This window comes from Paraburkholderia sp. SUR17 (assembly GCF_029536165.1).
Taxonomy (GTDB): domain Bacteria; phylum Pseudomonadota; class Gammaproteobacteria; order Burkholderiales; family Burkholderiaceae; genus Paraburkholderia; species Paraburkholderia kururiensis.
The window spans coordinates 1119947-1135825 of record NZ_CP120508.1 but is presented as its reverse complement, the minus strand read 5'-3'; the positions used below and the strand labels follow the sequence as shown (position 1 = coordinate 1135825).

Genomic DNA, 15879 nt, shown 5'->3' with positions numbered 1-15879 from the left:
CGGATGCAACTGCCGATTGTAAAGATCAGTTGGCTTTAAAGCAGCCGTACATATCTTGCCCTGTCAACTCGTTCGTCTTACGTAGAAGAAGTTCGAGCGCCTCGTAGGCTGCGCCAGAATCCATTTTTCTCGCCGCCAACCCCATGCAATCCGACCGAAGTTGAGCCGTTAATTCGCATAGTGCCGCGACGATCTCATCGCGGTGTGGCGCCGACTCTCGTAACGCATCTCGGCCAATTGAATAGGCCTCCTCGTAGTTCCCAACACTTATACAAGTCCGAATACGTTCTGATATCCCACTCATTCACATCTCCGACACTCAAATTATCGACCGCGCTAAAGAACCAAGCGCTGTCAGAAACGCCCTTTGATTTCCCCGATCTTGTTCGTGTTCGGATCAGTCCACTCACCACGGTTAGGTACCAGCACCTGTTGAGCACCACCCGGTGCCGAGTATGCTCCTTGTTGTACAGGCGCTACCTTGCTAGTAAACGCCTGCGGGTCAGTTCCCGGCCGAGGTGTCATCGAATAGACATCGAAACCAAACTGCGATCCCCGCACAGCCTGTTCGGCAGGAAGACCAAGCTTTGCTGCGACCTGATCGGCGGGTAGCTTAGACAGTGCATCGTATTCCGCTCTGGTCATGAAGTACGGAGAATATGCGGAAACCGAATCACCGCCAAACGTTCCCTTAGGGACCACCTTGATAAGTTCCGTATCGGCATTGACGGCGAGGGTCGTAGGTAAGGTCGTGCCCGTCTCAATAAGACCGGCAGCGTACTTCTGAGCATCTTGCAGGGGAACTCCCGCCGCCGTGTATGCATCCACCACAGCCTGAGCTTGTTGGGTCTTCATCACATCGGTTGTCGGCTGCAGTCCCTGGGCGCCAAACCTTTCGGTCGTGTACGACTGTCGCGCCATATTGTTCAATGCCGCCACATCGTTTCCCGCCTGATTGGTCAGCACTGCAATTCCGACCGATCCGCCAAGGTTAAGCCCCGCATATGTCAGTCCCGCCGCATAAGGCGTCATCCCGAGGCTTTGCAGCACCTGTTGTCCGTACGTCGACGCCGTATCGCCACTCACCGCCGTCTTTAAACCCGCGTATGAGTAATCTAAACTCGTGCCCGCAGCGGTCAATGCAAGCGCACATCCAACACCCGTGGAACATCCAGCCCCTGCAATACCAACTGCCGCGGCCGCGCCCGTCACACCCTGCACCGCCCCCCCCGCACGAGTCGTTAGATGATAGCGGTCGTTCAGATCGACGATCGTATCCGCCCACCCATAGCCATCGAACGCCCCTGCATCCTTCAACTGCCGTTGTTCGGCCGTGTAGCTCTGCCCTTCGTTCTGCAACTTCGTCAGCGCCGCCTTGTCCGGATCGTTGTCCGGCACACCCGCTGCACATTGCGTCAGGGCGCACTCGGCAGCAGCAAGCTTGTGTTGCTCGTCCGCACTTTTCCCCTTCTGCAGATCCGCCAGCTTCTTCTTTTCATCGGGGTGGAGTTGCCGATTGTAAAGATCAGCATTCAACGCCCCACCCGCGCCACTCATCGCCCCCGCTGACCCGCCTAGCGCGCCGCCTGCAGCCGCACCCGCAAGTCCCGCGATGGCGTTCGACAGCAGCTTTCCGCCCAGCGAATCGTCGAAGGTATGGCTAGTCGCATTGCTGGCCATGTCGCCGGCAATCGTGCCGCCCATCGCCCCGGCCACATTGCCTCCGCCCAGCGCCGCCCCAAGCCCCGCCACGATGGCATGCGCGCCGATCCGGGCCGTCCCGTCGTTGGCCCACAGCGCCATTTGCTGCTCGGCCGCCGTCTGGTCCGCCTGCGCCTGTGCCACTCCCGCCGTATCGTTGACTGCCTCGGCGGCAGCCTGAGCTTTTATCGCGTTATCCCGGGCCGCTTTGGCCCGGTCGTACAATGCGCCGGCAATATCCCCCACCACCTGCATCCCGACCTGGCCCACGCCCTGCTGCACTGCCATGTCGTTCTGCACCTTCTGCGCGTCGAATGTATTCTGCACGGCACCGTTGGCATTGGCCGTATCGCGGCTCAGGCCAGCCGTGCTGTCATGGCCCGTGCCCGCATCGCCGCGCACGGTAATCGTTCCCGCGCTCACCGCCGCGTACGTCGTGCCCGATGCATCACTGCCCGTGCCTGCTACGGAGAAGCCGCTCGGGCCAAGCCCCTGGGAGTTCTGCGGGCCCGGCAAGTGTGATGCGACCTGCGTCACCGGCGTTTTGACGGTGGCCCCGTCCTTCGCGCTCCAGCCCGTGCCGCCGCTTGCACTGAAGCCGATCGTGTCGCCCGAATAGCTCGCGTGGTTGTCCAGATTCGTGTAGCCGAAGCTCTGCGTCGAAAGGCTGTTCTTGTCGGCACTCGCAGTGCTCGCGATCACCCCACCGTCCAGCTGCGTATGGTTGCCGACGTTGACGTTGAAACCGCCGTTGCCCGCGTAGATGCCGCTTTGCTGGTTCACCGACTGGAAGTCCGACTTGATGTCCTGCTGGCTGACACTCACGCTGCCGCTCACTGTCTGGCCCCAGCAGAACGGCGGAATACAGATGCTCGCCTGGAATCCACCGCTCGACTGCTTGCTGTCGTAAGTGCTCTTGTCCTGCGGGCTCTGGATGTTCAGGTCACGGCCCACGCTCGCCGCCACGGTATCGCCGGCCACTTCGGCTCCGCGCAGATTCGTATCGCGACCGCTCGTGATCGACAAAGTGTTGCTGGCGCTGATCTGAGTGTCGCGGTTCGTCGCGCTCTGTCCGTTGGCCTCGCCGTGCGACGTGTTCGCCGCCAGTTCCAGCGTGAAACCGTTCTGCTGCCCGCCGAGACCCAGCCCCACGCCGATGCTGCCGCCGCTGCTGCTGTTGTGGCTGGACTGCTGGCTCGTATCCACGGCGCTCTGCAGGTTGACGTCACGCGCCGCATCCAGCGTCACGTTCTGCCCGGAGATCTGCGTGCCGCGCGCGTTGATGTCGCCGTCTGTCGCGAAGCCTGCCGCGTCCTTCGTGCCGCTGCCCGTGGCAATCAGGTTTACATTACCGCCCGCATGCAACGTGCTGCCGTCGTTGGCCACCGAACTGCTCTGCGAGTCGCTATGGCTCGAACCTCCGCCAATACTCACGGTCGCCTTGATCAGCGGTTGGCCGGTGGCCTTTCCAGCGCCCACAGCGCTCGCGACGTTATAGGCGTTATAGGCGGCCAGCGCGGCCTGCGCGTCGCCCAGCGCGGCAAGCCGCGAATCGCTCGAACGGTGCGGGCCCGTCGCCTGGTTGATCGCCGCCACCGCATTGCCGGCCGCGCCGCTCAACGCCAGACTTACCCCGAACTGGCTCGAGTCCTGGCTCATGCTGCTTTGCATGGCGTCGGTGCCAGGATCGAGGTTCAGGTTCCTTCCGATCAGCGTCAGGTCCTTGCCCGCGCCAAGATCAGAGCCGGCAACGGTTACGTCCTGCTTCGCGTCGAGCGTTACGTTGCCGTTACCGCTAACGATCTGGCTGCGCATCGTGCTCTGCGTCTGCGACGCGTTGTCCTGCACGGTATGGCTGTTCGCCACGCCCACGCTGAAACCTGTGCCAGTGCCGTTGCTTCCCAGACTGCCGAACTGATGGCTGCTCGAATCCTGATGGTTGGTACTCGTGTCGAGCCCGGCCAGTACGTTGATCGCCCCCTCGCTTGCGATCAGGTCGACCCCTTGCGTGCCGCTGATCCCGGAGCCCACAACATTGATGTCGCCCGTGTGGCTCTTCACCACCACGCTGTTACCCGTTACCGTGCTGGCTGCCTGTTGCGTGGAGGTGCCATTGTTGTCCGACGCGCTGCGGCCTGCGTTGTAGGGCGACGGACTCACGCCGCCGCTGTTCGGGCCGCCGCTTATCCAGCGCGACAGGTCGCCCGGACTGGGGCTTGCCAGTTGGAAGCTCGAACTCGAACTGCTGGACTGGCTGGTCTGCGCGTACTGGTTAGTCGACGCCTGCAGCGTCACGTTGCGGTTAGCATCGAGCGTGGTGGTACCGCCGGCCGAAATCGTGGAGCCCGTGAGCGTGATATCCCCGCCGACCAGTGGCGCAGACGGGCCTCTGCGCATCATCGCGCCGTCCCCCAAGTCCGCCGCTGCGCCCGTTGCCACGAGAGTCACGTTTCCGCCACCGCGGATCGTGCTGCCCATGCTCGTCAAGCTGGAAGAGTCTGTCGTGCTCGAGCTGCTGCTGCGCCCGTACGACAGCGTCACCGAGGGCGTATCGGCCGCGCTGGCGCCAATCTCGTTGCCGATGCCTTGCGCACGACTAAACGCGGTGCCCGACGAGCCGGCGCTCGACAGGTTGCGCACGGTGTCGAGCGGCGTGCCGGTCACCGCGACTGAAATGCCGCTCGAGTGCGCTTCCTGGTGGTCATGCTCGTTCGCTGTGTCCTGACTCGGGTCGATCGTGATGTTCTGTGCCTGGATCGCGATGTTGCCGGTCGCACCGGTCGTGTCTGCCGCTGCCTTGCCGGCAACGATGTCGCTGCCGCCGATATGGACGTCCTTCCCGGCTGAAATGGCAACGTTGCCCTCGACACTGCCGACCGTGCTGCGCGACTGGCTTTGCGTGACAGAGTTCGCGCTGTACTGATCCTTCTGCTCGCTCGACCCGTAGCTGATGCCGATGCCGCCTGTGCCGGAGAAGCCGGAGTGCTTCACATCGTGGAACTCGGAATCCTGATAGGTATCCGTCGCGGCGACGATGTTGACGTTGCCCTTCGCGGCAAGCCCAACGTCATGCGTGCCGACGATGCTGCTGCCGGTCACGTTGATGTCCTTGCCGCTGACGATGGAGACGCCGTCCGCGGAAATCGTGCTGCCGTCGGAGTAAGTGGACGTCTGATCGACCTGGTTGACCGCACTCGTATGGCTCGCCACGCCGCTGTGGCTGTGCGTTTCGTGCGAATCGGAGACATGCGTTTCCGTGGCCGTGCCGACGTTGACGCTGCCTGCGGCGATCAGCGCGGCGTTGCCCTTATCGAGCGACACGGTACTGGCCGTCACGTTGATGTCCTTGCCGGACACGATGTTGAGACTGCCACCGCTCTGCAGCGTCGTCCCCGTCACCGCATCATCCGACGTATGCAGCGTCTCCGCGTAGCTGCCGTGATGGTCGCTGCCGGAACTGTTGCTGTTCACAGTCGAGGTCGCAGTCGCTGCCTGCAGCGTCACGTTGCCGGCCGCCGCGATCGTGCCGCCGCCGCCCAGCTTGATGTTCGCGCCTGTAGCAGTGAGGTCGCCACCCACGGCGATTACCGACGGGCCACCCACCTTGACCGAACTGCCCACCGACTGGTTCATGTCCGTGTCGGACACGCCGTTGGCCCGCTCCACGACCTTATGCTCGCCGGTCTGTACGGAGCCGAGATTCCAGTTGCCGCCAATGCTCATGCCGAGCGCGCCACCCACGTTCAGGCTGCTCGCGTTCTGCTCGAAGTTACCGCCGGTGATGATGGCCGCATTGCCCGCCACGTTGATGCTCGCCAGCGGTCCAAGCGTTGCCGTGACGCGCGTTGCGCCGGTGCTGCTCACCTGGTCGAGCGTCTTTACCTTCGTATCGAGCACGAGGTTGCCGCCCGCCTGCAGCGCGAGGTTGCCGGCGTTCACGGTCGCCGACGTGAGGTTCACGTCGCCTGACGTCACGAGCGCCATGTTGCCGCCGCTCTGCAGCGTACCGAACGAGCTGTCGATGCTCTGTGCGCTGATGGCGAAGCTGTTTGCCGCCTTGATCGTGCCGCTGTTGGTGACCGTTGTCGCATTCTGCAGATCGATGTCCGTCGCTGCGATCACCGGGCCGTTGCCCATGTTCTCCTGGCTCGCCTTCGCCAGATAGACAACCGGCACGAGCACCTCATGCCCATCGACGATCTGGCTCTGCATGATCACGACGTTGCTCGTAAGCTGCGACACCTGGTCCGGCGACAGGCCCGTGCCTGGGGCGAGATTGAGCGACTTCGCAAGCTCGGCACCCGAGGTCATCAGCGACTTGAACTCGTCCTGCGTATTGGCGTAGTTCGTCAGTACCGACTTGCCCGTCATGGACATGATCTGGTCCTGCACGAGCTTCTGCTCGTAGAACCCATCGCCCAGCCGCAACTGGATCTGGCCGGGGTTCATGCCCATCTGCTGGAAGTAGTAGTCGCTCGAGAGCCATTGCTGCTGGCTCGTAAAGGCCGGGTTGGTCTCCACGAGGTACGGCGCGTTCGGCGCGGCGTCGACGCTGAAGAGCCCCCCCTTGGGCAACGTAATGTTGTTCAACACCGTCACCGCGGTCGCGCCCGCGATGATGGGATTGTTGAAGTTGGCGAGGCCGCTGTTGGCGATGTGGCCACCCTGTACCGCGCCGGTAACGGCCCGCGCGCCGCCGCCCGTGCTGACCGTTCCATTCACCGAACCGGCACCGACCCTGCCGCCTGTCGAACCGGTGGCAATCGTCCCGCTGACCGCCCCCGCACCAGCGCCGGAAATACTCTGTCCCGGTAGCAGCCCGAGCGGCGTCACGGACGCATTGCCCGCAGTGTTGTTGAGGGTCACGCCGGTGCCGCTCAGCGTGCCGCCCGCGGTGAACGAGGACTCGTAGGCGGGCAACGCATACGTGCGGATGTCAGCAGGCGCTGCCTGGGTGTAGCCGCCCGGACGGGAGCCGACGAACGGCGCGTCGCCGAACGGCAACTGCCAGTTGTGTTCGCTGTTGTCGTAGTTGTCGTAGTGATATTCGCCGGAATAGGTGACCTGCACCTGCGGTGCAGTCTGTCCCTGCCAGCTGTTCTGGTCGAGCGTAGCCGGCATCGCAATATTGCCCGCCGCCGCCACCTGACTCCAGTAGTTCTGGAACGTGCCGACCGAAGAGGCGTTCAGGTTACCGCCCGCGATGATCTGCGAGCCCGGACTCACCGACGTGACGGTGTTGGCGACTGCTACACCCGTATAGGTCGTGTACTGGTACGTGCTGTTCCACTGCCCGCCGTGCGGCGGATCGGTGGGCACGCCTCCGATCATCGTCGGACTGCCTTTCGAGCCCATGACCTGCGGATTACCAGGGCCGCAGGCAGCCATGTCGGTGGCCGTACACCCTGACAGACTGATCCCAAGGCTTTGCAGCAAAGCCGGGTCGACCGAGGACGTGAACCCGGACGTGCTCATCGCACGTCGCGTGTTCGTTACCTGGTTCGCGGCGATCTGCATGTCGCCGCCCGACTGGATCAGGCCCGACTGGTTGTGCACGAGGCCCGCGTTGACGTAGTTGCCGTTCCCGTCCTTGCCGCCAGCCAGCACAACCCGGCCGAGACCATAGATCGCGGTCATGGCCGGGGCATCGGTTGCAGTCGTGTCGTCCCGGTTCTCGATATCGGCGGAGAGCAGTTCGAGGACGCCGGCGCTGTCGGTCGCACCGATCAGTGCGCTTGTGCCCAGGTTCTGCAGGACTTGCGTCGCATTGAGCGAGAGACTGCCGCCCACGATCGTGCCCGTGTTGGTCAGCGTATTGGAATGCGTGGCGAGGAGCCCGCCGGCTGCCATGGTGCCGGTGTTCTGGATATCGCCCGCATTGATGACGAGGCCGTTGACCGCGGCGAGCGAGCCGCCGTTGCTGAAGGTGCCCGGCAGCGTGAAGGTCAGGTTATGTCCCGCACTGAAGCCATAGCCCGGGGCCGTGGTGAAGTTGCCCTGCAGGTTCAGCGTGAGGTCGTTGACTGCGCTGTATGCGCCGCTGCCCACGAGTGAGCTGGCCGCTACCGAGAGATTGCGGGACGCCCCGATCTGCCCGCTGGCGTTGTTCAGATTGCCGCCCGTCGTAATGCCGACGTCGCCGGTGCTGCTTGCGACGTTGCCGATCCTGCCGCCGCTATTGTCGAGGTTGCCTGCGTTGATCTGCAGATTCGCGCCGCTCAACTGGCCGCCCTGCGTGTTCGAAATCGACGCTGCTGTCAGCGTGACATTGCCGCTGCCGCTGATCGCCCCCATGCCCGCCGCGCCACCGGCGTTGCTGTTCGCGATCTGGCTGCCGCCGTTGACGGTCGTCGCGCCCGTGCCGACGTTGGTAATCGCGCCGCCCGCGTTGTTGATCGAACTCGCGGAAAGGCTGAGCGTGCTGCCCGCGGCTGCGCCGCCCGCGCCGATCACGCCGCCCGCGTTGACGAGCGCGCCACCGCTCGACGCGGTCAACCCCGTGCCTGACGACAACCGACCGCCCGTGTTGTTCAACACGGTCTGAACGACCGCAGACATCAGGCCCTGCGAAGCGAGCGTACCGCTCGTATTGTCGAGGCTGCGCACGGATATGGTGGCCCGGCCGTTGGTGGCGATATGGCCGCCGACATTCGATACCGATCCCGCGCCGCTGCCCGGAGCAATGGTCAACGTTCCGGTACCGGCGTGCGTGATCGTGCCGCCGTTGTTATTGAGCGCGGCGGGAACAAGCGTGAGGTCCGTGCTGTTGGTCTGGATGACGCCGCCGTTTGAGTTGTCGATCGTTCCGCTGACATCCAGCCCGATGGCGCCGGTTCCAAGCTGGGTCAGTGACCCGTGCCCGTTCGTCAGATTCGTGGCGGTAATGCCGAGCTGGCTGGCAACGATCCTGCCGCTGCTGTTGTCGAGCTGGGGCACCGTCAACGATACGGTATTGGCGCTCACCGTGCCGCCAGCATTGCGCAGCGACGCGGCATGGGCCGTCACGCTCTGGGCGCTCATCGTGCCGCCGCTGTTGTCGAGCGACCCTGCCACCGTGGCGTCGAGGTTCTGACCTGCCGTGATCGTGCCGCCATTCGTCAATGACGCAGCCTGCACCGAGCTGTTGCCCGTCGCGCTCATCGTGCCGCCGGTGTTGGTAAGCGCGCCGCCGCTCGACACGTCGAGGTCCGCATTCGATGCGAGCTGACCGCGCGTGTTGTCGACTGCGCCCGACACCGTCGCGACAAGCCCCGAGTGGCCTCCGAGCGCGCCGCCGGTGTTGTTCACGCTGCCCGCGGAAAGCGTCGTACGGCCGTTGCTGACGATCGTGCCCCCCACGTTCGTGACGGCGCCTGTTCCGTTCGCTGCGTCGATGGTCAACGTTCCCGACCCGGCGTGCGTGATCGTGCCGCCGTCGTTGTCGAGCGTGGCCGGCGCGAGTGTGAGGTCCGTACTGTTGGTCTGGATCACCCCGCCGTTCGAGTTGTCCAGCGTGCCGCTCACGCCCATGCCCATCACGCCCGATCCCAGCTGGGTCAGCGAACCTTGGGCATTGGTCAGGTTCGTTGCTGCCAGATCCAGCTGATTGGCGGTGATCCGGCCGCCGCTGTTGTCGAGTTGCGGCACGACGAAAGAAAGCGTATTGCCACTGACCACACCGCTGGCGTTCCTGAACGAAGCAGCCCGAGCGGTCACGGTCTGCGCGCTCAGCGTGCCGCCGCTGTTGTCGAGCGTATTCGTTGCCGTCGTACTGAGCGTGCCGCCCGCCGTGATGCTGCCGCTGTTCGTGACCGACGCAGCCTGTACCGAACCGTCGCCCGTCGCGGCGATCGTGCCGCTGGCGTTGGTCAGCGCGCCGCCGCTGACCAGGCTCATGTCGGTGTTCGACACAATCTGCCCGTGCGTGTTGTCGAGCGCACCGGCGACGGCCGCGGCAAGTCCGGTCTGGGCGCTGATCGTCCCGCGTGTGTTGTCGATGCTGCCTGCGGAGAGCGCAGCCCGTCCGTTGGTGGTCACCGTGCCGCCGACGTTCGTGACACCACCTGCGCCGCTGGCCGCATCGATGGTCAACGTGCCGGTACCCGCGTGCGTGATCGTGCCGCCGTTGTTGTCGAGCGTGGCAGGCGCCAGCGTGAGGTCCGTGCTGTTGGTCTGGATCACGCCGCCGTTCGAATTGTCCAGCGCGCCGCTCACGTCGAAACCCATCGCGCCGGTGCCGAGCTGGGTAAGCACACCATGTGCGTTCGCGAAGTGGGTCGCGCTGAGATTCAGCTGGTTCGCCGTGATCTGGCCGCTGCTGTTGTCGAACTGCGGCGCGCTCAGGGACACCGTGTTGCCACTGATCGCCCCGCCCGCGTTCTTCAGCGACGCGGCACTCGCAGACAGCGTCGCGCCGTTCAACGTGCCTCCGCTGTTGTCGAGCGCGCCCGAGGTCGTTACACCGAGCGTTTGCGCAGCGGTAACCGTGCCGCTGTTCGTCAGCGATGCTGCGCGAATGGTCGCGTTGCCATTGCCGCCGATCACGCCGCCCGTCGCACCTTGCGCGGTGGTGCCCGAGGCGTTCGTGATCTGGCCGCTCGCCGTCAGCGTCAGGCCATCGCCGTTTTGCGACACGATGCGCCCGCCGGCGTTTTGCACGTTGGCCGCCGATACGTCGACGGCCCCGCTCGCCTCGAGCCGACCCGCCGTATTGTCGATGTCACCGTTAGACGCGATGTTGAGTGACTGTGCGGAGGTGATCGAACCCGCGCTGTTGCCCAGGCTAGCGGCGGAGACCGTGGCTCTGCCATTCGTGGCAATGCTGCCGCGGCTGTTGTCGAGCGAACCCGTCTGGATGTTCAGTGTCCCGTTGCCCGCCTGGCTGATCTGTCCATTCGCGTTCGTGAAGCTGCCTGAGCGCAGCGTCGCATTCTGCGCGTTGGTGGTGATCGTGCCACCCGTGTTGTCGAGCGCGCCGGAAGCGACGAGCGTCGTGTCGGCCGCACCGGTCTGCGAAAGCGTGCCGCCTCGGTTCGAAATGGCCCCTGCCGTCACGCCCAGTTGCGCGGCGCCCGTTTGCCCTTGATCGTTCGAGAACGTCCCGGCGGCGTTCGCCGTCAAACTGCCGCCGACCTGCAGCGAACCGCCCGCATGAACGATATTGCCCGTATCGCCACCCGCGCCCGTCGCGATCAGGGCCGCATTGCCTCGCGTCAACGTTTGCGCACCCGCCATGTTCAGACTGCTGCCCGACAGCGTGAGATTGCCGCCCGACATCTGCCGCCCCGTCGCCGTCACCGCACCCGTGCCCGTTACCGTGAGACTGCCCGCGCCCGTCACGTTGCCGCTCGCATCGACGCCCGCGCCAAGTGCGCCGCCCGAATTCACGCTTGCCGCCGTCACCGTGGTGTTGCCGAGAGCCGCTACCGTGCCGCTGTTGGTGATCTGCCCCTGGCTGTTGAGCGTCGCGTCCCCGGTGGCGTAGACGGAGCCGCTGTTCGACACGTCGTCCGCAGCCGTAATCGCCACGTTGCCGCTTGCACTCGTCGTGCCCGAGAGGGTCACCTTGCCCTGGCTGTTGAGCTGGACATCGCCTGACTGCGACGCGATCGTGCCGGCGCTATTGACGCCGACGCCCGCCTCCGTACCCACCAGCCGGATCTTGCCCGCGTACATGCCGCCCAGCTGCGCGACGTCGATCGCCACGCCGGGGCTGTTGCCGTCCGAGCCAAGCCACTGGGCGCTGAGGTCGTCGTGACGAACGTCGTTGTTGCCCGCCACGACGTTGAGCGATTGCCCCGCCCACACCTTGCCGTTGATTGCCACGCTGCGCGCAATCAGGTCGACCTGGTCGACATTGCTGCCGTTGAGGCCGGCAGCGCCCACCTGGATCTGACCACCCGTCACGTGAAACGCGTCCAGACTGCCGGTGCCGCCGAACACCGGCGTGCCGGTCGTCAGAATGCCGCGGCTCGTGTTGATGAAGCCACAGCCATTGCAGTAGATGCCCGCAGGATTCGCGATGACGACTTCCGCCCGCTGCCCGGCCACCTCGGTGTAGCCAAGCAACTGGCTCGCGTTGCCGCCCACGACCTGGTTGACGATCACGCGCGCACTGCCCGATGCGAGATTCGGGTTGCCTGCCACATACCCGGCCTGCTGCGTGAGCACGTTGTTTGCCGAGTTGTTGAGGACGAGCCCCGAGGAACCCACGTTGTACTGCGTGTAGGTGTTGTTCGATACGCCTGCACCGTTCGGCGTTGCGATCTGCACCACCGGCAAACCATTGGCGCTCACACCGACCGCCGTCTTCGTGCCCGCGGCTCCGGGCGCGGCCACGACCTGGGCATCCACCACGAGCGGCTGCATGCCCAACACACAGCGCGGCGAATGCGACGTGCCGCATCGGCAGCATATCGATGAAGCCGGCACGCTCCAGCGCGACAGAGGCCTTGCGCGCCGTGCCCGTCGATCGTCCCTTGCCGAAGCCTGTCGCCGTCTCCTGCACGACAGTCCACAGGCCGCGGCCGGCATTGAAGATCACGCGATAGATGTTTGTGTTCATAGCATGAAGCTCACGCTGAAGCCCGCGACGGGCCAGTGGTTCGGGAAACGCTCGGGCTGGTACAACGGACCGCCGATGAAGACGTCGTAACTGACGTGTTTGAAGGCGCTGCCACGCAGGCCGATCACCGCTCCGACGAGACGGCGCCCCAGCAGGTTGTTGGCTTCCGGACCGAAGACCTCGCCGCCGTCGAGCCCGACGTACACGGCCTGACCCAGGCGCGAAATGGGGACTTCCAGCTCGTTGCGCATGAACACGCCTTTCTCGGCGGCGAGCATGGTGTCGCCATCGAAGCCGCGCACCGTATAGCGGCTGCCGATCGAGAAATACTCGGTGGGATAGAGCACGTTCGGCGTGTTCTGCGCGCGCACCGTGGCGGTGTAGCGCAGCGGAAAGCCCGCAATGGCAAACGGCACGCTCAGCGTCGCGTCGAGCGTTTCCATGTGGTAGTAGTACGTCGGCGCGCCCGCGCCGACGCCGGGCAGATCGGCCTGTGCGCCGAACCACGGCACGCCCCAGCGATACGCCAGCGTGCTGTCGAGTTGCGCCGCGCCGAAGTAGTGCTTGTGCTCCCAGCCGACTTCCGCGTAGCTGTTGTCGCGGTGCTGGACGTCGATCTCCGTGCCGTCGATGAACGCTTCGCTGAAGCGCTTGCCGACGCGGAACTCCACCATGTTCTTCTGCACCTGGTTGCGGTAGAACTGGTACTCCGCCTTCACATCGAAATTGGTCGACTTGCCGCTTGAGACGAGCGTCGTGAACGCGCCGGCGATCTGCTGGTGGTAGTCGTACTGGCTGCCCGTCGCCGTGAACGTCCAGTTGCCCCAGGGAATCGAGTAATACGCGCTGCTGCCGTGCGTGCCGTACTGGCTCGTGTGGCCGTTGATGTCGTGGCTGTAGCCGATGTTGAGCAGATCGGACAGGCCCAGCGGATTGTCGAGCGTAAGGCTCACGCTGCCCTGCAACTGCCCCGTGGACCTGAGGCCGCTGTCGTCGGCACTCACGGAGAGCGACCACGGCTTCGTGCGCTTCACGGTAATCACGACGTCGCTTTCGCCGGCCGCCGGTCCCGGAACGATCTGCATGTCGACATCCTGGTTCGGCACACGCTTCATCTGCTCGAGACCCTGCTCGAGATTGCGCAGATTCAGCAGGTCGCCTGCCTTCGTCGGGAATGCGTTGCGCCAGGTGCCGTACGTCGACGGATCGGCAAAACGGATCGCACTGATCACGCCGGGAATCAGTTGGAGCTTCAGCCTGCCTGTCGAAATGTCCTGCGCGCCGATGACAACACGCGTTGTCGAATAGCCTTTCTCGATGATGCGGGCCATCACCCGATGCACGATCAGGTTCAGCCCCTCTCGCCCCACGCATTGACCGCGATAGCGCTGGAGGTAATCGCTCGCGAACGTCAACTCGCCGGGAAAGAGCGGATTGGGCGACAGGGCGCGTGCACCAGCCGCCTCCACGATATCGCTCAGGCCGGGTGGCACTTCCAGCGTCAGTTCTTCGACCTTGAAGCACGGCGTTTCGGCAGGCACCTTGCCGTCGTCTTCCGGTGCGCGCTCGACGGGCTGAAGCGCAACGTTGGGCGCGTGTAGCGCGCGCTCGCGCTCGGTCGCCTGCTCCTGAGCCCGTCGACGCTGTTCCTGCTCGCCGAGCGGATCGTTGGATTGCGCGTGCGCGAGATGGGTGGACGAGGCGACAAGCAGGGCCGCACATACCAACGCGAACTGCCTGACGCTGTGCCAGCGCGCGTGACTGCCCTCTGCGAACCTGTGCGCGGTTCGGCCGAATTTAAGCTTGCTCATCGGCGGGTACTCAGGGCGCGAGGGTCGCCACGTCCTGCCGGTTCCCCGGCAAGAGAGGAGTCTCGATCAGCTCTAGCGCGTGGAACGTACAGTCATGCGCTGCTTGTACCCGGCTTTTCCTGGCTTCGATGACACACAGGCGGGTGCGCGAGCGGCGAGCGGCGACCGTGCACGCGTGCTTCGAAAAAGCTGGGGCGTGCAGCGTCAGTGTGCGCATAGCATCCGCGCGATGCGCGCCGCGCGGAAAGCTCCGTCGCACCGCCCGGTCTTCCGTGATGATTTTCCCGACACTCGCCCGGTAGCCCAGTACTTCCCCGATAGCCACAGGCGCACCCCGCGGCTTGCCCGACGCAAGCCGATGGACCCCGTAATTCATTTTTATCGTCAGACTGTTTTTGTAACGGAATGTAATTTAACGAAACACGCAATGATCCGACATGAAAGGTTGCAAAAAATGTGCAAATACAACACTTTATGCAAATTGGATCATCTACCGCAGCTGGGTGACGAGGCGGCGAGGGGTCTACGGAAACGCACGCGCAGTTGGTTCGTCGTCGCTCGATGTGCGAACTGCAACCGTGTGTCGAAGTGCGCTAGACGCGCAGCATAGCTATGCTGGAGCCCGAAGAAACGTAACATCGATGCACGAGAAATGCGACGATGGCAATTCTGGGTGATTGGCACGGCAGGAGGGGCTCGAACCCCCGACCCTCGGCTTAGAAGGCCGATGCTCTATCCAGCTGAGCTACTGCCGCATATCGACGGGAAGCGGCGTCCGCAACGCCGCCCGAAATGAAGATGATGGTTGCTCCCAAAGGAAGGGAGCAAGCGCGGAATTATACCTTGAATGCCGCGGGCTGAGCCGCGCGCATCCGCATCCTGGCGTGCTCAGACGGGTTGCGGATGCAGCATGAACCACGTGAGGAACGCCACGCCGGCAATCGCGCAATAGATGCCGAACGACGCCAGGCGTCCACGGCCTTCGAAGTAGCGCATCAAAAAGCGGATGCTCAGCCATGCCGCAATGCCGGTCAGGACGCCGCCCACGAGCGCGTCCCCGAGCTGGCCCGGCGCGTGAAAGAGTTTGGGCAACTCCAGCAGGCCCGCCGCGAAGATGATCGGCGTGCCGAGCAGAAACGAAAACTCGGCGGCCTTTTCCGCGGTGAGGCCCGCCGCGTTGCCGGCGATCATCGTGAGGCCGCTGCGCGAGAAACCCGGAATCAGCGCGCCGATTTGCGCGAGGCCCACGAGGAACGCCTGCCTGAACGTCAGCTTTTCCGGCGGACGATGCGCGCGCGAGCGCTGCAGCCAGTCGCCGAACCAGAGCAGCAGCCCATTGATGATCAACGCAATCGCGACGATCCGCAGGTCGTGAAAGATGCGCTCGAGCCGCTTTTCAAGCACGAGGCCGACAATCCCGGCCGGAATCGTTCCGATGATGAGCGCCCACATCATGTGGCCGTCGTCGTTGTGCCGCCCCGCGAGCGAGCTGAAAAAGCCGCCGATCAGCGCGATCCACCGCTTGTGGAAATACAGCAGCAGCGCAAGCGCGGTGCCCAGATGCAGCGCCACGAGGAACGGCAGCAGTTGGGGCGCGTGCTTGTCGATGTGCATGCCGAACAGCGCGGGCACGAGAAGGGTGTGTCCGAGACTGCTGACAGGGAAAAGTTCAGTGACGCCCTGCAACACGCTCAAAAAGATCAGGAACGAAAAGCTCACGCGCGGATCCTCGCATTGGATGAACATCGCGCCGGCGTGCCGCCCCGGCGCCCGAAGCGCACCGATTATGCCGGTGCAGTATGGATGCGCCAAGCGTTCGGCGAT

3 protein-coding genes and 1 tRNA gene are annotated in these 15879 nt (G+C 64.3%); all 4 read right to left on the bottom strand.

Features of this window, described 5'->3' with window-relative positions; genetic code table 11:
• Nucleotides 1-354: 354 nt before the first annotated feature.
• On the bottom strand, nt 355-12048 hold the full coding sequence (locus P2869_RS05065) for a hemagglutinin repeat-containing protein (RefSeq protein WP_277597637.1): 11694 nt from the start codon (nt 12046-12048) through the stop codon (nt 355-357).
• A gap of 192 nt (nt 12049-12240) precedes the next feature.
• Complete coding sequence (locus tag P2869_RS05060; protein WP_277597636.1) at nt 12241-14055, bottom strand: ShlB/FhaC/HecB family hemolysin secretion/activation protein; 1815 nt, start codon at nt 14053-14055, stop codon at nt 12241-12243.
• A 678-nt stretch (nt 14056-14733) separates the two neighbouring features.
• Nucleotides 14734-14810 (bottom strand) — tRNA-Arg (locus P2869_RS05055).
• Between the two features lie 133 nt (nt 14811-14943).
• The gene (locus tag P2869_RS05050; RefSeq protein WP_277597635.1) at nt 14944-15774 is read right to left on the bottom strand and encodes an undecaprenyl-diphosphate phosphatase; all 831 of its coding nucleotides are present in this window, start codon (nt 15772-15774) and stop codon (nt 14944-14946) included.
• Nucleotides 15775-15879: the final 105 nt, after the last annotated feature.